The sequence below is a fragment of the Clostridium sp. AT4 genome (assembly GCF_001517625.2).
In the GTDB taxonomy this organism is placed as follows: domain Bacteria; phylum Bacillota; class Clostridia; order Lachnospirales; family Lachnospiraceae; genus Enterocloster.
Map to the genome: position 1 here is coordinate 2,113,841 of NZ_LN999828.1, position 20,552 is coordinate 2,134,392.

Annotated in this window: 15 protein-coding genes; 4 read left to right on the forward strand and 11 right to left on the reverse strand. The window is 48.1% G+C overall.

Features of this window, described 5'->3' with window-relative positions:
• Positions 1 to 37 precede the first annotated feature (37 nt).
• The 7 genes from cls to BN3656_RS16275 all read right to left on the reverse strand — a co-directional run bounded on the left by cls (position 38) and on the right by BN3656_RS16275 (position 8,989).
• Positions 38 to 1,570, reverse strand: coding sequence for a cardiolipin synthase (gene cls, locus BN3656_RS16245; RefSeq protein ID WP_066550513.1), 1,533 nt, complete (start codon positions 1,568 to 1,570; stop codon positions 38 to 40).
• Between the two features lie 215 nt (positions 1,571 to 1,785).
• Positions 1,786 to 1,965, reverse strand: coding sequence for a DUF4250 domain-containing protein (locus tag BN3656_RS16250; protein WP_066550516.1), 180 nt, complete (start codon positions 1,963 to 1,965; stop codon positions 1,786 to 1,788).
• A gap of 20 nt (positions 1,966 to 1,985) precedes the next feature.
• Positions 1,986 to 4,577 (reverse strand): ATP-dependent chaperone ClpB, encoded by a 2,592-nt coding sequence (gene clpB, locus BN3656_RS16255; protein ID WP_066550519.1) that lies wholly within the window; start codon positions 4,575 to 4,577, stop codon positions 1,986 to 1,988.
• Positions 4,578 to 4,750: 173 nt separating this feature from the next.
• Complete coding sequence (locus BN3656_RS16260; RefSeq protein WP_066550526.1) at positions 4,751 to 5,599, reverse strand: hypothetical protein; 849 nt, start codon at positions 5,597 to 5,599, stop codon at positions 4,751 to 4,753.
• A gap of 121 nt (positions 5,600 to 5,720) precedes the next feature.
• On the reverse strand, positions 5,721 to 6,719 hold the full coding sequence (locus BN3656_RS16265) for a hypothetical protein (RefSeq protein WP_066550529.1): 999 nt from the start codon (positions 6,717 to 6,719) through the stop codon (positions 5,721 to 5,723).
• A 267-nt stretch (positions 6,720 to 6,986) separates the two neighbouring features.
• Entirely contained in the window at positions 6,987 to 8,369 is a 1,383-nt protein-coding gene (locus tag BN3656_RS16270) for a polysaccharide deacetylase family protein (RefSeq protein WP_066550532.1), read from the reverse strand.
• A gap of 80 nt (positions 8,370 to 8,449) precedes the next feature.
• Positions 8,450 to 8,989 (reverse strand): HD domain-containing protein, encoded by a 540-nt coding sequence (locus BN3656_RS16275; RefSeq protein WP_066550535.1) that lies wholly within the window; start codon positions 8,987 to 8,989, stop codon positions 8,450 to 8,452.
• A 239-nt stretch (positions 8,990 to 9,228) separates the two neighbouring features.
• On the opposite strand from BN3656_RS16275, the gene BN3656_RS16280 reads away from it, so the two are divergent.
• Positions 9,229 to 10,461: a hypothetical protein gene (locus tag BN3656_RS16280; RefSeq protein ID WP_066550540.1), complete on the forward strand. Its 1,233-nt coding sequence runs from the start codon at positions 9,229 to 9,231 to the stop codon at positions 10,459 to 10,461.
• A gap of 435 nt (positions 10,462 to 10,896) precedes the next feature.
• Here BN3656_RS16280 and BN3656_RS16290 read toward each other — a convergent pair whose 3' ends face one another.
• The 4 genes from BN3656_RS16290 to BN3656_RS16305 all read right to left on the reverse strand — a co-directional run bounded on the left by BN3656_RS16290 (position 10,897) and on the right by BN3656_RS16305 (position 15,702).
• Positions 10,897 to 11,955: a PDDEXK nuclease domain-containing protein gene (locus BN3656_RS16290; protein ID WP_066550544.1), complete on the reverse strand. Its 1,059-nt coding sequence runs from the start codon at positions 11,953 to 11,955 to the stop codon at positions 10,897 to 10,899.
• 39 nt (positions 11,956 to 11,994) lie between these two features.
• Positions 11,995 to 13,365: a 23S rRNA (uracil(1939)-C(5))-methyltransferase RlmD gene (gene rlmD / locus BN3656_RS16295; RefSeq protein ID WP_066550547.1), complete on the reverse strand. Its 1,371-nt coding sequence runs from the start codon at positions 13,363 to 13,365 to the stop codon at positions 11,995 to 11,997.
• Positions 13,366 to 13,370: 5 nt separating this feature from the next.
• Positions 13,371 to 14,315 carry an HD domain-containing protein gene (locus tag BN3656_RS16300; protein ID WP_066550998.1) on the reverse strand — a complete coding sequence of 315 codons (945 nt, stop codon included), beginning with the start codon at positions 14,313 to 14,315 and terminating at the stop codon, positions 13,371 to 13,373.
• 64 nt (positions 14,316 to 14,379) lie between these two features.
• Complete coding sequence (locus tag BN3656_RS16305) at positions 14,380 to 15,702, reverse strand: trypsin-like peptidase domain-containing protein (protein WP_066550550.1); 1,323 nt, start codon at positions 15,700 to 15,702, stop codon at positions 14,380 to 14,382.
• Between the two features lie 170 nt (positions 15,703 to 15,872).
• On the opposite strand from BN3656_RS16305, the gene BN3656_RS16310 reads away from it, so the two are divergent.
• Genes BN3656_RS16310 through BN3656_RS16320 form a run of 3 tightly spaced genes read left to right on the forward strand, consistent with a single transcriptional unit; the run spans position 15,873 to position 20,525 of the window.
• The gene (locus tag BN3656_RS16310) at positions 15,873 to 18,380 is read left to right on the forward strand and encodes an endonuclease MutS2 (protein ID WP_066550552.1); all 2,508 of its coding nucleotides are present in this window, start codon (positions 15,873 to 15,875) and stop codon (positions 18,378 to 18,380) included.
• A gap of 23 nt (positions 18,381 to 18,403) precedes the next feature.
• Positions 18,404 to 19,114, forward strand: coding sequence for a response regulator transcription factor (locus tag BN3656_RS16315; protein WP_066550553.1), 711 nt, complete (start codon positions 18,404 to 18,406; stop codon positions 19,112 to 19,114).
• 4 nt (positions 19,115 to 19,118) lie between these two features.
• Positions 19,119 to 20,525: a HAMP domain-containing sensor histidine kinase gene (locus BN3656_RS16320; RefSeq protein ID WP_066550557.1), complete on the forward strand. Its 1,407-nt coding sequence runs from the start codon at positions 19,119 to 19,121 to the stop codon at positions 20,523 to 20,525.
• Positions 20,526 to 20,552: the final 27 nt, after the last annotated feature.

Sequence of the window (20,552 nt, forward strand, 5' to 3'; positions counted from 1 at the left end):
GGGCTAGTATGGACAGCAGAACTGAAAATTATTCTTCCTATAAAAGCGGAGACAAAAGACGGCTTCCCTGCTCCCTGATCCTGGTCAGAAGGCCTCTTTTTTTATAATCCTCTCTTGTTATCTGGCGGCAGTGAGGCAGGTCATTCATAAATGCCTGCTCCAGTTCTGCCGTGACCGCCTCATCATAAATCGTAGCGTTTACCTCAAAATTCAGTTCAAAGCTCCGGATATCCATATTGGCAGTGCCATAGCAGCAGACCCGGCCGTCAACCATAATCCCCTTGGAATGGAGAAAACCATTAGTATAGATATAGACCTTTGCACCATAATCCAAAAGTTCTCCTGCATAAGAACAGGTTGCCCGGTACACAAACGGATGATCCGGCTTACAGGGAATCATCAGACGCACATCGACCCCGGACAAAGCAGCCATCTTAAGCGCCGAAAAAATGGCGTCGTCCGGCACAAAATAAGGCGTCTGAATATAAATATGGTGCTTTGCCTTGTGAAACAGTTCCAGATAGTTGTTTCGGATATGGGGTTCTCTGGTATCCGGACCGCTGGCAATGATCTGCATTCCCACCTGGCTTCCCTCCAGTTCAGGATCAGGCCAGGCCGGTCTTTCTTTATCCCTTCGGACGTCCGTCTTCTTTTTCAGATCTGTCCGGAAATAGGCCTCATTTTTAAAGAGATTCTCTCCCGTAGCATAATTCCAGTCCAGTGCAAAGCGGATCTGCAGGCTCATCACTGCTTCACCGGTGATCCGCAGATGGGTATCTCTCCAATAACCGAATCCGGGATCCTTTGAAATATATTCACGTCCAATATTAAAACCGCCTACAAATCCCACATTCCCGTCTATCACAACGATTTTTCTATGATTTCTGTAATTTACACGCAGGTTCAGCCAGCCTAAAATAGGAGGGAAAAATACACCGACTAAAATCCCGGCGCGGCGCAGTTCCTCCCACCGGCGTTTCGGCATAAAGCGACCCCCCATGCCGTCATAAAGAATCCGCACCTCTACGCCTTCACGCACCTTATCCTCCAGAATCGGCACGATCGAATCAAATACCTCGTCATTTTTAATAATATAATACTGAATGTGGATAAATCGGCTGGCACGGCGCAGAGCGGTCCGAAGGCCTTCAAATTTCGCCTGGCCGTCTGTGTAGATCTTCACCTGATTGTCGGTCGTAAGCACAGCTCCGGAAGTTTCCAGGTTATAGAGGATCAGGCTGCGGAAATCCCTTATGAGGGGATCCATCATTTCCTCCGGAATATCGCTTGAGCGGATAATCTCTTCCTGGCTTTTAACCGGCATATTCAGCCGATCGCTGATTCCCTTTACCTTAAACATCCGGCTCTTTTTTAAATCCTGGCCGAAAAGAAGATAAAATATAATTCCGAACACCGGAATAAAGTTCAGAGCAAACAGCCAGGTCCATACCGATCTGGGATCTCTGCGCTGGAAAAAAATAATAATAATGGAAAACAAGAGATTGATTACGATAAGATGCGTCATAAGCCATTCCCAGACAGCCTCTGCCTCATTGAATATCACTCCCATATATCTCCTCCTGCTTTGTTCATCCTCTATCGGGTATTCCTACTATAGCTTAACAGATCCCCCATCACAATATACATCCCTATTCCGTGAATGATCTTTTGTCCAGTCTACCACATCCTGTTATTTATTTCCAGCCTTCGCCCTTTCGCACCACCTCAAAAAAGCCGGCCCTATCTGACCAGACATCAGATAAAGCCGGCTTTTGCTGCCAACCATCAGCGGAAGCAGTTCCGTTTGGGATCATAGGAAAACCCTGCACCTTCCAGAGTTTCTTCTATATAAGACTGATCCAGCTCCATTTCTCTGCACATCTCTTCCAATGAACTGAAACGGTCTCTAAGCTGTGTATTCACAAAGCTGAACAGGATCATGGGATCCTTTGGAATCTTATTCACCTTATGACCTTCCTTTCTTTTTATTCCGTATAAGCGATAAGCCTGCTTCCATCCTCCGATACATCGATCACGATTACAGCGCCTTCCCGCAGCCCTCCTCCTAAAATCAGCTTTGCTGCCAGGGTTTCTACATTCTTTTGCAGATACCGCTTTAAAGGACGGGCGCCATATACGGGATCATAGCCGTTTTCTGTGATAAAGGCCTTCGCTGTCTCTGTAAGCTCCAGCTTTAACTCCCGGTCTGCCAGACGGCGGTTTAAGTCCGCAATGCATAAATCCACAATACTTCCAATATTTTCCTTTGTCAGAGGCTTAAAGAGAATCATTTCATCCAGACGGTTCAAAAACTCCGGACGGAAATGAGTTCTCAGGTCATTCATCACAGCCTCTTTAGCCTCCGGGCGGATGGAGCCATTCTCATCAATCCCCTCTAAAAGATACTGGGAGCCGATGTTGGAAGTAAGAATGATAATGGTGTTTTTAAAATCCACCGTGCGTCCCTGAGAATCTGTGATCCGTCCGTCATCCAGTACCTGCAGCAGCACATTAAATACATCCGGATGGGCCTTTTCCACCTCATCAAACAGCACTACGCTGTAGGGCTTGCGGCGCACAGCCTCTGTAAGCTGTCCGCCCTCATCATAGCCCACATATCCTGGAGGCGCTCCAATGAGACGTGCCACAGAATGCTTCTCCATATATTCGCTCATATCAATGCGCACCATATTGGATTCATCATCAAACAGTGACTCTGCAAGAGCCTTGGCAAGCTCTGTTTTACCTACGCCGGTGGGGCCTAAAAACAGGAAGGAACCAATGGGCTTCGTAGGATCTTTAATTCCTGCCTTTGACCGGATAATGGCCTCTGTGACCTTCTCAACGCCCTCGTCCTGTCCTACGACTCTCTTATGGAGCACCTGATCCAGATGAAGGGTCTTGCTGCGCTCGCTCTCTGTAAGCTTTGCCACAGGAATGCCGGTCCATTTGGACACAATTCTTGCAATCTCATCCTCTGTCACACTCTCATGAACCAGGCTCAGATCTTCCTTTTTAACCTTCTCTTCCTCTGCCTCCAGCTCCTTCTGCAGCTGGGGCAGCTTTCCATACTGAAGCTCTGCCGCCTTGTTCAGATCGTATTTCTGCTGGGCATCCTGGATCTGGCGGTTTACAGCCTCAATCTCTTCACGGAGAGCAGAGAGGCGGTCTACGCTGGATTTTTCATTTTCCCACTGAGCCTTTTTTGCTGTAAATTCATCATGCAGCTCTGCCAGCTCCTTCTGTAAATCTGCCAGACGATCCTGGCTTAAGCGGTCTGTTTCCTTTTTTAATGCTGCTTCCTCGATTTCCATCTGCATCAGCCTGCGGGACAGCTCGTCTAATTCTGCGGGCATACTGTCCATTTCAGTTTTGATCATTGCACAGGCCTCATCTACCAGGTCAATGGCCTTATCGGGCAGAAAACGGTCGGAAATATAGCGGTCGGACAGCATGGCTGCGCTTACCAGAGCGGAATCTGTGATCTTTACGCCATGGTAAACCTCATACCGCTCCTTCAGTCCTCTGAGAATGGAAATGGTGTCCTCAACCGTAGGCTCTGCCACCATAACCGGCTGGAACCGGCGCTCTAAGGCCGCATCCTTTTCAATGTACTGGCGGTATTCATTTAAGGTAGTAGCGCCGATGCAGTGCAACTCGCCTCTTGCCAGCATGGGCTTTAACATATTGCCCGCATCCATGGATCCCTCTGTCTTTCCTGCTCCCACAATGGTATGAAGCTCATCAATAAAGAGGATGATCTGGCCTTCGCTCTTTTTTACCTCTTCCAGAACTGCTTTTAAACGCTCCTCAAATTCGCCTCTATACTTGGCTCCTGCCACTAAGGCTCCCATATCAAGGGCAAAGAGCTTTTTATCCTTTAAGCCCTCCGGCACATCGCCCCGGACGATTCTCTGAGCCAGACCTTCTACAACGGCTGTCTTACCTACGCCGGGCTCACCAATCAGCACCGGATTATTTTTTGTCTTTCTGGACAGAATACGGACTACGTTGCGGATTTCACTGTCGCGGCCGATCACCGGATCCAGCTTCTGGTTTCTGGCCCGCTCTACCAGGTCATAACCATATTTTTCCAGTGTATCATAGGTCGCCTCCGGGTTGTCGCTGACTACCCTCTGATTGCCCCGGACGGTGGACAACGCCTGCAAAAACCGTTCTCTGGTGATTCCATAAGTCTTAAACAGCTCCTTCATTTCCCGTCCGGGCTGCTTTAAAAGTGCTAAAAACAAATGCTCCACCGAAACGTACTCGTCTCCCATAGCCTTTGCTTCATCCTCAGCGTTAATCAGTACCTTGTTTAAATCATTGCTGATGTAAAGCTGGCCGCCGCCGCTTACCTTTGTAAGCTTCTCAATGGCCTGTTTGGCCTCATTTTTAAACATATCTCCCTGGATTCCCATTTTCGTAACCAGCTTCATGATCAGGCTGTCATCCAAGGTCAGGAGACTATAAAGCAGATGCGGCTGATCGATCTGCTGATTGCCGTACTCATACGCCAGCTTTTCACAGCCCTGCACCGCCTCCATGGACTTTTGTGTAAATTTATTGATATTCATACGCCATTCCCCTTTCTGCTGCGGAATCGTGTTTCTGTTCTTTGTTCTATGCGTACTATAACACACATTATTAGCAGTGTCAAGAGTCGAGTGCTAATTTTTTTACAGAATCCTTTATATGCAGACACCCGTCGGCCGGAACGATTCCAACAGGCGGGTGCAAAAGAAATTATTTACTTTTTAAGTCCTAATGCTTTAATGGTCTTGGCTGTTAATGTACCCTCATAGATCACAGTAGCCGTATCTCCGGTCTTTAAGCCGTCAAACATCCCATCTTCTCCCACAAATGAAAAGAAGGTATTTTCCGGATCCTCTGTATCCAGAACCACATGATTGCTCTCTGCCTCTGCTACGGTACCGGTAAGGGTCTTAATTCCCGCGTCCTCTGTATCTCTGGCGTCTGCAGTCACAATTTTTGTGGCGACTGCGGGAACTTCCTCATCTTCCAGATCTCCATAATATGTAATATCTGCCTCTGTTCCGGCCTTGACGCCGTCCTTTGTGACCGTCTGGGCAATGAGGGTATTTAAGGTATAGGAACCGTCCTCCGTCTTTAAAACAAGGCTTCCATCTTCTGTGCTTTCAATGGTTCCCGTGATTGTCAGATCATCCTCCTCAGCAGCTTCCTCCTCGGCTTCCTCTGCTGCGGAAATCACAATATCAACCTCTACGGCCTTTGCCGGCGTTTCTCCCAGCGCTCCTGTGTAGTAAACATCTACCTCATCGCCTTCACCGATGGCCTCTGCTCCGGTAAGCTCTGCTCCGGACACGTCAAATCCGGCTTCTGTTCCGGCATCGTCTGTTACTGTAATAACCGTATCCTCTACTGTCTTTACAATACCGTAAAAGTTCTCCGTCTCTGCCTCCTCTTCCTCGGAAGAAGCCTCTGCCGTGGTTGTCTCTGCTGCCGAAGACGCGGCTGTCGTAGCCGTTGCTGCCTCAGTCTCTGTTTTCTGAGATGAACAGGCAGTCATTCCAAGGGCAGCTGCCATCACTGCGATCATAAAATATTTTCTTTTCATAAATGAACTCTCCTCTCCATACATTTCTGTATACACGATACATATTACTACGCAATCTGTGTTTTTACTATGTATTTTCTTTGAAATTTTCTTTAGAATTCTATAAAAAAATCATTAAGCCCTAATTATATTTCAGCTCCTCTTCCTGGCTTTTACGCCTGTTTTTCCCTGTAAAATACAGAACAATCCCCAACAATATGCCTGAAACTCCCAATGCAGCCGTAACAGTCACTCCGGTTCGGATCCAGCGTAAAAATGGATCCGGCTCTTCTGTCGCTTCCGGCTCTAAAACCAATGCCTCTTCCTGCTCTTTTTCTGAATTAGAAATATTCCCCAGTTCCGCAGGTTCATACACAGCGGACACCTCATAGGAAACCGGCTCCACAACCTGAACCTGTCCTCTGTATACAGCCTCGTAATCACGCAGCAGCCTCTCTCCCCTTGCCGACGCCCTGCGGCAGACCTGGCCCGTTTCATCCATAAAGCTTTCCCCATCCCAATCCATAGATGTGATATGGTAAGCCTCGGACGAAAGCCCCATTTCTCCTAAAAGAAGCTCCTGTTCTGCCAAAGCTGAATCCAGGATATCTTCCCCGGAAATTTTTATTCCACCCAATTCATATTCATCTGCTCCATAGGAATAAAATGTCACAGGCGCCTGAAAATCCTCTCTCCACTCCTCCCCCAGTACCCGACTCTCCTGCATATACAGCCGTCCTGATATCTTTGCGCCATTTTCCTCCTGCCTGCTGTCCACATAGGGTGGAAGCGTCTCTGCTCCTTCTACCTCCCGGTACACTTCCGTTTTTTCAAGCATACGGCTCCGGGAAGCTTCCGGCGGCAGCTCACGCACCTCCCAGTCCGCCAGGCGGTAATGAATCCCATTTTCATCTGTATAGGAAGCTTCCGGCTGTTTCAACGACGGTAAGTCTTCCTCCTTCAAATTCTGTTTTAAAATAATGGAGCCCGGATGTGTCTTTTCCTCCTGATTCGGATCATACTCGATCACCTGCTCTGCAGCGGCCCAGACCGTTTTGGATGATACATTGACAGCAGTAAACATCATTCCCACCGTGACCGCCAGACATAAAAGCTGCCTTCTGTTTTTGTATTCGTTCATATTTGTTCCCCCGTTTTGGTTTATCTGATTTACATAAAATACCTGTTTGGCTTTCCGCCTTTTGCAGTGTATTCTGCTTTTATCTAATTGCCAATGTGCGGTTTTGTTTTCAAATCAAATATCCTGGTGTGGGAGACCTTTGGAAATTTAAGAAATGAATGAATCTGATGTATAAAACGCTGAAGACTTTAGAAAATAGATCCGGACGGAGGGAACTCCGCCCGGTAAAGACATTATAAATATGTATGCTTCAAATTGCAAGTATTTTTAACGGAACTGGCTGTATTTATGTCCGGGCTGGATACCGCCCCTAAACGAAGCCAGTTCGCTGACTGTTACCAGCTGATAACCTCTGGCTGTCAGTTCAGGAATCAGAACTTCTGCCGCCTGTGCCGTTGGCTCATAAATATCATGCATCAAAATGATGTCTCCATCCTTTACCTGATCCAGAACCGTATCAATGGTTCTTTGAGCATTACGGTGCTGCCAGTCTCTCGTATCAATAGACCACATAATTGCCGGCATACCCATAGAGCCTAATACAGACAGTGATGCGCCGTCCACATATCCTCCTGGCGGACGCATCAGTACCGGAGACACACCGCAGGCAGAAGCAATCTTCTGATTCACAGAACCTACCTGGCTGCGAATGCCTTCCGCCCCAATTTTTGTAAGATATTTATGGTCATTGGTGTGGTTTGCGACCTCACAGCCCTGTTCGGCCATACGGCGGATCACTGCGGCATTGGAGTCCACATTGGTACCTACCATAAAGAATGTAGCCCGTCCCCCATTCTGCTGCAAGCTGTCAAGGATCCGGCTGGTAACCGAAGTCCGCGGGCCGTCATCAAAGGTCAGGGCGATCATAGGTCTGGAGGGATCGACTGCGTTCATGGCTGCCTGAGGCGCTCCGGCGTCCTTTGCCGTGATCGCAGCCCTGATTCCATCGATCCTCAGGCCAGCTCCCTCCGTACCTGCCACAGCTCCATTTAATGCCCAATCCGTCCATGTACCATTCTGATAAACCTTATAATACAGATCATATGATGCTGCAGACGCTCCATACAGCTCCATGCAGATCGCTTCCAGCGGCGCCTCAGCAGACGCATTTCCCGCCTCCGCTCCATCCTCTGCCGGATCCAGCCAGCCGGTCCCGCTTAAATTTACCTGATAGCGGATGCCTACCTGGGCATCTGCCGGAATATTGATCAGATTCGCCCTCATAGCTGCCACCCAGCTTCCATAAGGAGCCTGCAATGCCTGATTATCCGCAGCCGTACCGCTCCATCCCTGGACCGGGGAGTAAATACTGTAGTTTACCTGAAGAGGGAGGTCAGATGAGGCTGTTGAATGATCCGCTGTATCCTGAATTTCGGATCCGGTAGCGGACTGTCCGGATTCCCCCTGGGCTTCGGATCCGCCGGCCAGCTGACCTTCCGCACTCTGTACCCCATCTGTTTCAGACGGCTTTTCCTGCTCATCGTTCTGATCTGATGGGCCCGCTGCTTCCATGCCCGGCCCGCCGGCCGGACCTGCCGCCGCCCCTACTCCCATGGTTCCTGCAAGTGCCGTCATTCCCTGGGTTCCAAACAGGATTCCCATTATGACAAGCAGCGCCAAAATCCTGCCGTTTCGTTTTAAATTGCTCATTCTTTCATTCTCCTTACTGTCTGCCGCTTCCAGTAGACCGTCCATCGCCTAAAGCCAATGGACTTCCTGCTTCATTGACCTCATGTCCCCGCTCCGAATACAGTCCGGCAGAGCATAATATATTCTTTGTAATAAAGATGTTCCTTTAAATCATCCAATGCATCTGCAATCCCCCAGTAATACCAGGCGTGCATGGCCTTATCCTTTTCATTAAACCGCTGCCAGATTTCATCCCCAAGAACCAGATAATCCTTTGCCGTACAGCGCATATTGCTGAGCTTATCCCCAAGAGCCAGGATCTTAATCTCTCTTGGAGCACTTTTCAGATGCTGTATGGTAGCTCCCTTCCGTTCCCTCCAGCATTTTGTTTTATCCTCTGTCTCATTTGCCACCAGACAGGCTACTCTTGAACCGAAGCGCTCCCTAATCTCCTCTTCTGTCACGCCCGTATCCTCAACCACATCATGCAAAAGCGCTGCCGCGATCATCTCCGGATCATCCGTAAACCCGGATACGATCAGAGCTGCCTCCATCGGGTGTGTAATATACGGGATCTGTGTCCCTTTTCTGAATGTTCCATGGTGCGCCTGCGCCGCAAATGCTGCTGCTTCTTCTATCATGGCTCTGCCCCTTTTCTCGCTAGACCCCTGAGGATCATCCTGTGCCCTTCCCGTTCCGGGAATATTTTGGCATATGTAGTATCATTTTCATCATATCATATTCTGCTCCTGTTTTCATCCCTTTTCCCCACAGACTTTCTTACAACACTCTTACAAGAGCAATTTTTCCTTGTAAGACCAGACAATTTCTGCTATGCTATAGTGGTATTTTGACCAAACTTCAAAGGAGGACAAAGGCAATGGACCGCCATTCATCCTATACAGCGCCCCGCAGCGACCGTTCACCGGCCTCACGCGGCTCACGGCGCAGCCCCAAAACCAGCAATAACGGCCGTTCCGGAAATGAAAACCGGTTCCTTCACAATCTTTTATGGTATGTGCTGCCGTTTATTGTTTTCAATCTTCTTCTGCTCTTTCTGGTGACCGCTTCCCCCCGAATCGAGCTGACTGTAGGGGACACCACTGATTACAAAACCGTAGATGTTTCCCTTAAGGTAAAGTCACTGATTCCTATCCGGAAACTTACCACAACCCTGGAATCCCAGGATATTGAATTCAAAAAAGAAGGCGGCGTTTACCATGCTGCCTTAACAAATAACGGCGCTCTGGAAATCTATGTGGAGGGCTGGAACGGTATGCCTGCCCGTCAAAACGAGCATATCGCAGTCTTAGATGACACAGCTCCCTCGATCGATGAAGAAACTGTGGTCATGGAAGACGGTAAACTGGAGCTGATCGCAGAGGACAATATTTCCGGAATCAATTATGAGGCTGTTTATGCTACGGATGATGCTGGAAAACGGACAGCTCCTGTCAGCTATGACAAGGAAACCGGCCGCATTACCTTTGATCTGGAGAAAGGTTCCCTGACCGTATATCTGGAAGATATGGCCGGAAATGCAAATCAGTCCGCTTTTTCCTTAAGCACCTCCGGCATTGACACAGACAGCCGGGAAACAGATTTCCCGGAAGACGGAGAAAACGGAACAAACGGAAGTAAAAAGGAGGAGGACAAGAAAACCTCCAATTCCGATAAGGAAAAGACGTCCAAGAGCACGGAAGCCGCAAAGTCTTCCAAAACTTCCAAGAATACAGAGGCGTCTAAGTCTACCAAGGCGTCTAAGAGTACGGAAACCGCTAAGAATGCAAAGGCCGCAAAGAGCACGGAAGCTACAAAATCCACGAAGGCTCCTAAGAGTACAGAGGCCACAAAATCTACCAAAGCTGCAAAGAACACAGAAACCTCAAAAACTGCTCAGACGTCCAAGAGCTCGGAAGCTGCAAAATCTGAGACAAAAGCTTCCAAAAATACAGAAACCTCCAAAGCTACATCTGCTGCGAAAGCAACAGAAGCTTCCAAACCCGCAGAGGCCACCAAAGCGGCAGAGGCTTCCAAAGCCACTCAGGAATCCAAACCGGCAGAATCCGCTCCCGCTTCGAAAACAATGCCTGTGATTGAGCCGTTGAATTGAAAGGGAGGAACTTCTCAATAATTAAAAGCTATTTATTATGAGGGTGTCGCAAAATCATCAAATTAGATGATTGAGCGATGCCCTCGCTCTATATATGAAAAAATCCGGAAAGAATTCTTTTCATTTGGAAATTCTTCCGGATTTTTGGCGTACTTTAAAAAAGCCTCCATTTTTTTGGCTGTTCAGGCTGTTTCTTTTACTGGGAAAAGCTAACTTTCTGTGCGTTCTTTTTGGATTTTTGCATGCAGTTTATTAATGTTATACCCCCTACAGAGCAAAAGAATCTCCTGTTTTACCTTGGTTTTTCCTCGAAGTAAAAATCATTGAAATTCATAATCGTTTTTCAAAACTCCAAATGCCCCTTCATTCTTTTCGAACCTGTCGAAATTTCCGGATAGTTACATCATCCAAATTATGCAACAACCTGTTGCACAATTACGCCAGTTCCCTTTCGATTTCTGCAATAGACGGTAAACTACTCTTTAATTCTTCCGGTAATTCCTTTTCTATTTGATTTTGCCATTCTGCAACACCGATCGGATTTTGATATCCTGTCAAAGAATACTCAACAACCGTCTTATTCTTCCCTTTCACCAATAACAAACCAATCGTTGGCTTATCATCTGGATGGCATAAAATATCATTTACGATATTCTGATACATATTAAGCTGACTGATAAATCCTGGTTCAAAATCACAGGCCTTTAATTCAATCACAACATAACAACGAAGTTTCAAATGATAAAACAGCAAATCAATATAAAAATCCTGTCCTCCCACTTCCAAATGTACCTGTCTGCCTACAAACGCAAAACCCTGCCCCAGTTCCAATAAAAATTTCTGAATATGTTCTACCAATTGACGCTCAATTTCAACTTCACGTCTTGGCATATCGGTACCTAAAAAATCAAATAAATATGGATCTTTGAAAATCTGGTTTGCCATATCCGAATCTGCCGGCGGTAATGCGGCCGGAAAGTTGTTCACACTTTTCCCAGTACGCTCAAGTAATCTGTTCTGTATCTGAAAATCCAATACATTACTGCTCCAACCGTTTTCAATAGTCTTATGAGCATACCAAATTCGTTCTTCCTGTGTACTCAGTTTATCAAGCAATTTTAAATTTGTTCGCCATGGTATTTGTGCAACAACCTGCTGCACCTTTTCAAAATCAGGCCAACAGGCCGCAAATTTTCTCATATACTTGATATTTCTTGGCGAAAAACCGGACATATCTGGAAATGCTTCTTTCAAATCTTTTGACATACGGTCTATAATTTTCGCTCCCCAGCCTTCCTTTTCCTGTTTTTGCAGAATTTCTTTTCCTATGTGCCAATAAAGACAAATCATACTTGAATTCGCATTCAATACAACAGTTAGTCGCTGATGTTGAATCTCTTTTTTAATTTCTTCTATAAATTCCAAATAGGCACCACTCATGTCAGAAAGATTTGGAGCAACAGGGAAAATTACACCCTCTTTATTCTTTCCCATCCGATTTCGATTTTCCAATTTTCTCGCCTCACAATTCTCCTATTTTCTTTTTACCCGCTCCAATTTTACAACCGTTTCGCAGTGTCCCCCCTGCGGAAACATATCACACCCTCTAACCTTCTTCACCTCATACCCCCCATCCACAAGGTATCTCAGATCTCTTGCCAGGGTAGCGGAATCGCAGCTGACATAAACGACCCGTTCGGGCCGCATTTTCAGGATCGTATCCAGGCACATCTGGTCGCAGCCCTTTCTTGGGGGATCTACCACGATCACATCGGCATAGATCTGGTTCTTTTCATACTGCTCCGGCAGCACCTCCTCTGCCTTTCCTACAAAGAACTCCACATTTTCCATTCCATTCAACCGGGCATTTCTTCTGGCATCTTCAATGGCCTGGGGGACAATCTCCACGCCATATACCTTTTTCGCCTTCTGGGCCAGGAACAGGGAAATAGTTCCAATGCCGCAGTACAGATCCCATACCGTTTCTTTTCCCGTAAGGCCCGCATATTCCAGGGCTGTTCCATACAGCTTTTCTGTCTGCACCGGATTAACCTGATAAAAAGACAGGGGGGAGATCTGATATGTTACATCCGAAATGGAATCTGTAATATACCCTGGACCATAAAGATTTACAATCTCTTTTCCCATGATCACATTGGTCTTTTCCTCATTGATACTGTAAGAAATGCTGGTCATTCCTGAAACAGCCGACAGCCGCTTTACCAGCTCTTCCCCGTGGGGCAGGCGCTTTCCGTTGATCACCAGACAGACCATGATCTCACCGCTCTTAAACCCTTTTCGGATCAGGGCATGGCGAACCAGACCCTGATGGCTTTTCTCATCATAGGGCCTGATCCTATATTCCTTCATAAATGCCTTGATAATTTCCAGTATTCCCCTGTTTTCCTGTACCCCCAGCAGGCAGTCCGCATTTTCAATGATATCATGGGTGCGGCCCGCATAAAATCCGGTTATAATTTCTCCGTTTTTATTCATTCCAAAAGGAAACTGAGCCTTGTTGCGGTACCGCCAGGGCTCCTCCATTCCAATAATTGGAAACATGGGGATTTCTTCCTCTTTAAAACCGCCGATCCGCATAAGGTTATTTTTAATCTTTCGCTCTTTAAATGCCAGCTGCTCCTCATATTTCATGGCCTGGAGCTGGCAGCCCCCGCAGGGACGGGCCGCAGGGCATCTTGGCTCTGTCCGAAAAGCAGAAGAAGTGATCACCTCCATCAGACGGGCAAAACCATAGGATTTTTTCATCTTCATGGCTTTCGCCCGCACCTGGTCGCCGATGACCGTATCCTTGATAAACCAGATGTAGCCGTCAAGCTTTCCGATACCGGAGCCGTCCTCGCTCATATCTTCAATGGTAACTGTAAATTCCTGATTTTTTTCCACTTTCCTTACTCCGTTGTCTTTCTGATGTTGGTTTCTAAAAGCCTGTTATAGCCCAGCCAGCCCTTATTCGTTCCGCCTGCTGCCAGAGCCTCGATCATTGTCTCCATCTTGGCATCTGTATTGTCTGCAAAATTCAGTGCCAGCGCTTCCAAAAGAGCCGGTTTCTTGGGTGAACCATATTCCAGCTCTCCGTGATGGGCCAGAATACAGTGTTTTAACTCAGACGCCAGTCTGGGCGGGAAATCCGGAATCTGGCGGATCCGCTCGGAAATCATCTCCGTGCCGATCATAATATGGCCCAGAAGCTGGCCGTCGTCGGTATAATCATTTTCAGGGAAACGTGACAGCTCCTGCATCTTTCCGATATCGTGGAACATGGCTGCGGTGAGAAGCAGGTCCCTGTTTAATGTCTTATAATACCCTGCATAGTAGTCGCAGAGCTTTACCACACTTAAGGTATGCTCTAAGAGTCCTCCTACGAATCCATGATGAACGGTCTTTGCCGCGGAATGGAACTGGAACGCCTTGGCAAATTCCTTATCTTCCACAAAATACCCTGACAAAAGCTGATTCAGCCATGGATTCTTCACACTGCGCACAAATCCCAGCAGCTCCTCATACATCTTTCCAATCTCTTTTTTAGAAACAGGCAGATAATCCGCCTCCACATACTCTCCCTCTCTGGCTGTGCGGATCCGGCGCACATTCAGCTGGTTTGCATTCTGAAACAGCGTCACATCTGCCTCAATGTGCACATAGTCCATTGCGTCAAATTCCCCTACTCCCGGAGAAGAAAGATCCCAGATCTTTGCCTCAATGGTGCCTGTCTTATCCTGAAGGATCAGATTTCCATATTCTTTTCCTGTTTTTGTAAGCTGAATCTGTTTTGTCTTGCATAAATAAATATCGGAAATATGATTTCCTTCATGGAATGTCTCAATATATCTCATTTTCATACCTCATCTCTCTTTTACTGAAAAGGGAGTCCGCTTCGTTCGGACTCCCACACCGCACTTATCTGGTTCCAACGGTTATCTCAAAGGGGATTTCCCTGTATTCGTCTTTGCCATTGCTGCGCTGTACGTTTACAATGATCTTCGTTCCTGCCTGGAGCTTTTCCACCTGCCCCTGAAATTCCTTCAGATTTGTCACCGGCATATCTCCCAGCTTTGTGAGAATATCCCCCGGCTGAAGGCCTGCATTATAAGCCGGACTGTCCATAACGGCTTCTGAAATATAGATGCCCTTAGGCATTCCCTTCTGGGCCATGGCTGCCGTGATCTCCTGTCCCAGTATACCAAAGTAAGGCACAGGAAGACCGTTGCTCATAAGTTCCAAGGCCCCCTTATAATCCGATACGGACATAACGGCTGTCATGGAAGAATGATCCTCCTGCCCATAATCATCCACCGCCCAGCCGATCAGTTCTCCATCCGTATTAATAAGGAAAGTTCCCGCCTGGGAATCTGCCGCTGTATCCGTATAAAAGATCCTGGTACTTCCGTCTACTGCTTTTGTGCTGCGCACTACATAGGAAATAGCGCCGTATCCACTGGAACCGGTCACACCGGCCGGGGAACCGATGGCAACCACCAGATCTCCCTGCCTGACACCGTAAGAATTTCCCAGCGGAAGCTCTTTTATGCGCTCATACTGCCTGTCCTCCAGCTCTGCGGCATTTACGCTTACAAGAGCCATATCTGCCACAGAATCCTTTTGTTTTACAGTACCCGGAAGAATGGTTCCGCCTGAAAATGATACTTCAATGGAATCCGCCGTATCTACCGCCTCATCCGGCACCAGAACAAGGATTTCTCCTCTTGTGCAGGAAATCACCACGCCTGAATACTGGCCTGTAGTTTCAATGGGATTATCAAACCAGTCCGTTTCCCTCTGAATCGAGTGAACAGAAGCCACACAGCCCTCATTCTCTTCAACCAGCGTATTCAAATTTCCGTAGAGACGGTTCAGATCATCCATAGAATACGGATACTTCTCCATCTCTGACCGCACCATATCCTCCACCGGCTCTGTTTCCTCAGGCACTGGCGCACACTCTGTCTGTACAGGCTGCTGCGCTTCCGGCTCATCCTTTGCAATGGTGATCGGCTCCTGCTCTGTCTCCTCCGGGCCGAAGGCTCTGTCTGCGATCGGCTTTACAGCCGAAAAGCATACCGCAGCTGCTGTTCCGAACACAACTGCGCAGACTCCTACCAGCAAAATTTTTCTCATGATCTGCCGCCCGGAAGGTGGCTGGCGAACGATCTTCTCCCTGATAAACGGTTTCTGTTTTTCCTGGCCTTCGTCCGTTCCCTTGTCTTCACGCTTATCCGCCATTTCGCTCCTCCTTACGAAGAATCTCACCTCTTATTATACGGTTCTCACGCTTAATATGCAAGTTTTTGTTCGTTCGGAATTTTCCCCTATCGTAAATATCGGGGGATGTGGTATACTTGTCCGTGTAAACAGGATATTTTGTACCACTCTCAGGAGGTTATTGATAGAAAATGAACCAAAAAGCATTAAAAACCCTGGAATATACGAAGATAATCACCCAGCTGGAAAGCCATGCTGCTTCCCCCTTGGGAAAGGCCCTCTGCCGGGAGCTGTCCCCTTCTTCTGATCTGGAAGAGATCCGCACCCGCCAGGCCCAGACCACAGACGCTGTGAACCGTGTGCGTTTAAAGGGCTCTGTTTCCTTTTCCGGCCTTCGGGAAATCGGCGGTTCCTTAAAGCGCCTGGAAATCGGAAGCTCTCTTAGCATCCCTGAGCTTCTCTCTATCAGCTCGGTTCTTACCGTGGCTTCAAGAGCCAAGGCTTACGGACGCAGAGATACAGAGGACCTCCCCGTTTTCACCCCCCGTTTTCCCGGACAGAAGCCGCCGAAGCAGGCTGAAGTGGCTGAATATGTGCCTGACTCCCTGGATCCCTTATTTCAGTCCATCGAGCCTTTAACCCCTTTAAATAATGAAATCAAACGCTGTATCCTCTCAGAAGATGAAATTGCAGATGAAGCCAGCCCCGGTCTTTCCAGGGTGCGCCGTTCCATCAAGGCTGCGGCGGACCGGATCCACACCCAGTTAAATTCCATTTTAAATTCCCACCGCACCTATCTTCAGGATGCGGTGATCACCATGAGGGACGGACGCTACTGCCTCCCTGTAAAGGCTGAATATAAAAACCAGGTTTCCGGTATGGTCCACGATCAGTCTGCCACCGGCTCTACCCTTTTCATCGAACCCATGGCTATCGTGAAGCTGAACAATGAGATCCGGGAGTTGGAAATCCAGGAGCAGAAGGAAATTGAAGCTGTTTTGGCCTCTTTAAGCAATGAAGCGGCTCCCCATATAGAAGAGCTGCGCCTGAATATGGAGCTTTTGGCCCAGCTTGACTTTATCTTTGCCAAAGCCGCCCTGTCCCGCCAGTACCGGTGCAGTGCGCCTGTATTTAATGACAAAGGCCGCATTCACATCAAAGACGGACGCCACCCGCTCTTAGATCCCCAGAAAGTAGTCCCTATCAACATCTGGCTGGGAAAGGATTTTGATCTTTTGATCGTCACCGGCCCCAATACCGGAGGCAAGACCGTTTCCTTAAAAACCGTGGGACTGTTTACCCTGATGGGACAGGCCGGCCTTCACATCCCTGCATGGGAAGGCTCGGAGCTGGCTGTTTTTGACGAAGTATTTGCAGATATCGGGGACGAACAGAGCATTGAGCAGAGCCTCAGTACCTTCTCCGCCCACATGACAAATATCGTATCTATTTTACAGCAGGCAGACTCCCGTTCCTTATGCCTCTTTGACGAGCTTGGCGCAGGAACAGATCCCACCGAGGGCGCGGCTCTTGCCATTGCTGTGCTGTCCTTCCTCCACAACATGAAGTGCCGCACCATGGCAACTACCCACTACAGCGAATTAAAGGTCTTTGCCCTCACCACTCCCGGTGTGGAAAATGCCTGCTGCGAATTCAGCGTGGAAACGCTCCAGCCCACCTACCGCCTGTTAATCGGCATTCCCGGCAAAAGTAACGCCTTTGCCATTTCCAAAAAGCTGGGCCTTCCCGATTTCATTATCGAAGATGCAAAAAGCCATCTGGAAGCCAAGGACGAATCCTTTGAAGATCTTCTTGCCAGCCTGGAAACCAGCCGCGTCACCATTGAAAAGGAGCAGGAGGAAATCCGCTCCTATAAGGAGGAGATTGCCCAGCTAAAATCCCGCCTGACCCAGAAGGAAGAACGTCTGGACGAGCGCAAGGATAAGTTGATCCGCAATGCCTCTGAGGAAGCCCAGAGGATTTTAAGAGAAGCCAAGGAGACGGCAGACCAGACCATCCGCGAGATCAACCGCCTGGCTTCTGAATCCGGCGTAGGAAAAGAACTGGAGGCTCAGAGAGCCAAACTGCGGGAGCAGATTAAAAAGACCGACGATAAGCTGGCAGTAAAGGCCAAAGGCCCCAGCCAGCCCATTTCCCCAAAGAAACTAAAAATCGGAGACGGCGTAAAGGTGCTTTCCATGAACCTGAAGGGCACCGTCAGCACCCTGCCGGATGCAAAGGGCGATCTCTTTGTCCAGATGGGCATTCTCCGTTCCAGAGTCAATATCCGTGATCTGGAGCTGATCCGTGAAGACGACATAAGCGCCACCCTTGGAGACGGTTCCTCACGCACCTACGGCGGCACGGCGGCAGGCTCCAAGGCAAAGAAAACATTTTCACAGGCAAAGGGAAATGGCAGCGGAAGTGGCCAGATCCGGATGTCTAAATCATTTTCCGTGGGAACAGAGGTCAATCTCATCGGCATGACTACAGACGAGGCCGTGCCTGCTATGGAAAAATATCTGGACGATGCATATCTGGCCCATATGCCGAGTGTGCGGGTTGTTCACGGACGCGGTACGGGAGCGCTGAAAAATGCCTGTCACAAGCGGCTGCGTCAATTAAAGTATGTAAAGGATTTCCGCCTGGGTGAGTTTGGAGAAGGCGGAACCGGCGTTACCATCGTGACTTTTAAGTAATGACATAAGGAGGATTTTCACCAATGGCTGAAAAACAGAAGATTCTGATCGTAGATGATGATGCAAATATTGCAGAACTTATTTCCCTGTATTTAATGAAAGAATGTTATGAAACAATGATCGTAGGAGACGGCGAGGAAGCCCTTAAGGTATTCCCCGAATTTAAACCCAACCTGATCCTTCTTGACCTGATGCTTCCGGGCATAGACGGCTATCAGGTCTGCCGGGAGCTGCGCACCTCATCTCAGGTTCCCATCATCATGCTGTCAGCCAAGGGTGAAATCTTTGACAAGGTTCTGGGGCTGGAGCTGGGAGCAGATGACTATATGATCAAACCCTTTGATTCCAAAGAGCTGGTCGCCCGTGTAAAAGCAGTTCTCCGCCGTTATCAGGCAGCCCCTGCCTCCATTTCTACAGAACCAAAGCAGCAGGGAGAATATGTGGAGTACCCGGATCTGATCGTAAACCTGACAAACTACTCTGTACTCTACAAAGGCCATTCGGTGGAAATGCCTCCCAAAGAGCTGGAGCTTCTCTACTTTCTGGCCTCCTCGCCGAATCAGGTCTTTACAAGAGAGCAGCTCCTGGATCACATCTGGGGCTACGAATACATCGGAGATACCCGGACCGTAGACGTACATATCAAGCGTCTGCGGGAAAAAATCAAGGATCACGCCAACTGGTCCATTACCACGGTATGGGGCATCGGCTACAAATTCGAGGTAAAGAGGTAATACCATGACCCGTTCACTCTACTCCAAATTTATCCTGGGCTATCTGATCTTCGGCCTTCTGGGCTTCACCACCATTGCCACCTTTTCCTCCCGCATGACCAGAGATTATCTGATGCGGGAGCGGTCGGAGGCTCTTTATGATGAGGCAAATGATATTGCAGCCTCCTGCAGTCAGATGTACGACGGAAAACGGCCGGATCTGGCTGCCTTTTCCTCCCAGTTAAAAAGTCTGGGCGCCTATCTGCGCGCAGAAATATGGGTGGCGGACAATCAAGGGGCCATTTTTATGGACAGCCGGGACGGCAGCCGGACACAGACTGTAATCCCAGATTTCGACCCCACTGCCTCAGGAAGCCGCTCCTACACCATTGGGAATTATTATGGCCTTTTTAATGAGGACGTTCTCACCGTATCTGCTCCGGTGATTGGAAATTACACTACCTACGGCTATGTGATCCTTCATCTGCCGGTCAGCCAGATTGCCCATTCCCAGAGTGAAATTCTGGACATTCTCTACATCACCTCTGCGGCCATTTTCGGACTGTCCCTCATTATCCTTCTGGTCTTTACCCAGACCGTATATCTTCCCCTGCGAAAAATCACAGTAGGAGCCAAGGAATATGCAGCCGGCCATCTGGATTACCGGATCCAGGTAAAGACCCATGATGAAATGGGATACCTGTCCGATACCTTAAACTATATGTCAGATGAACTGGATAAAATGGAGGAATATCAGAGGAATTTTATCGCAAATGTTTCCCACGATTTCCGTTCCCCCTTAACCTCCATCAAAGGCTATCTGGAAGCAATCCTGGACGGAACCATTCCGCCGGAGCTGTATGAAAAATATATTTCCAGAGTTATTTCCGAGACAGAACGGCTTCACAAGCTGACGGAAAGTATGCTGACCTTAAATTCACTGGATGCCAGAGGATACCTGACGCGGACGAACTTTGATATTAACCGTGTCATCAAGGATACCGCAGCCTCCTTTGAAGGTACCTGCGGCAAAAAAAATATCAGCTTTGATCTGACTTTTTCCGATAATATCCAGATGGTCTATGCTGATATGGAAAAAATACAGCAGGTAATGTACAACCTGATCGACAATGCCATCAAGTTCAGCCACAATGATTCTGTGATCTATATCCAGGCGGTAGGACAGTATGAAAAGGTTTTCGTTTCCGTAAAGGATACCGGTATCGGCATTCCAAAGGACAGCCTGAAAAAAATATGGGAACGCTTTTACAAAACCGATCTTTCCCGCGGAAAAGACAAAAAAGGGACCGGACTTGGCCTTTCCATCGTAAAGGAAATCCTCCAGTCCCATGGAGAAAATATTGATGTGATCAGCACCGAAGGCGTGGGGACAGAATTTATCTTCTCACTGCCCCGGTCAACGGTTCTGTAGACTTTCCAGACCACCCATTTTATGGTA

What these genes read in the sequence shown, in the direction of transcription:
- BN3656_RS16310 (WP_066550552.1), top strand. Translation starts at nt 15,873, where the DNA reads ATGAACCAAAAAGCATTAAAAACCCTGGAATATACGAAGATAATCACC.
- BN3656_RS16275 (WP_066550535.1), bottom strand. Translation starts at nt 8,989, where the DNA reads ATGATAGAAGAAGCAGCAGCATTTGCGGCGCAGGCGCACCATGGAACA.
- clpB (WP_066550519.1), bottom strand. Translation starts at nt 4,577, where the DNA reads ATGAATATCAATAAATTTACACAAAAGTCCATGGAGGCGGTGCAGGGC.
- BN3656_RS16260 (WP_066550526.1), bottom strand. Translation starts at nt 5,599, where the DNA reads ATGAAAAGAAAATATTTTATGATCGCAGTGATGGCAGCTGCCCTTGGA.
- BN3656_RS16280 (WP_066550540.1), top strand. Translation starts at nt 9,229, where the DNA reads ATGGACCGCCATTCATCCTATACAGCGCCCCGCAGCGACCGTTCACCG.
- BN3656_RS16320 (WP_066550557.1), top strand. Translation starts at nt 19,119, where the DNA reads ATGACCCGTTCACTCTACTCCAAATTTATCCTGGGCTATCTGATCTTC.
- BN3656_RS16305 (WP_066550550.1), bottom strand. Translation starts at nt 15,702, where the DNA reads ATGGCGGATAAGCGTGAAGACAAGGGAACGGACGAAGGCCAGGAAAAA.
- BN3656_RS16300 (WP_066550998.1), bottom strand. Translation starts at nt 14,315, where the DNA reads ATGAGATATATTGAGACATTCCATGAAGGAAATCATATTTCCGATATT.
- cls (WP_066550513.1), bottom strand. Translation starts at nt 1,570, where the DNA reads ATGGGAGTGATATTCAATGAGGCAGAGGCTGTCTGGGAATGGCTTATG.
- BN3656_RS16315 (WP_066550553.1), top strand. Translation starts at nt 18,404, where the DNA reads ATGGCTGAAAAACAGAAGATTCTGATCGTAGATGATGATGCAAATATT.
- BN3656_RS16290 (WP_066550544.1), bottom strand. Translation starts at nt 11,955, where the DNA reads ATGGGAAAGAATAAAGAGGGTGTAATTTTCCCTGTTGCTCCAAATCTT.
- BN3656_RS16270 (WP_066550532.1), bottom strand. Translation starts at nt 8,369, where the DNA reads ATGAGCAATTTAAAACGAAACGGCAGGATTTTGGCGCTGCTTGTCATA.
- BN3656_RS16265 (WP_066550529.1), bottom strand. Translation starts at nt 6,719, where the DNA reads ATGAACGAATACAAAAACAGAAGGCAGCTTTTATGTCTGGCGGTCACG.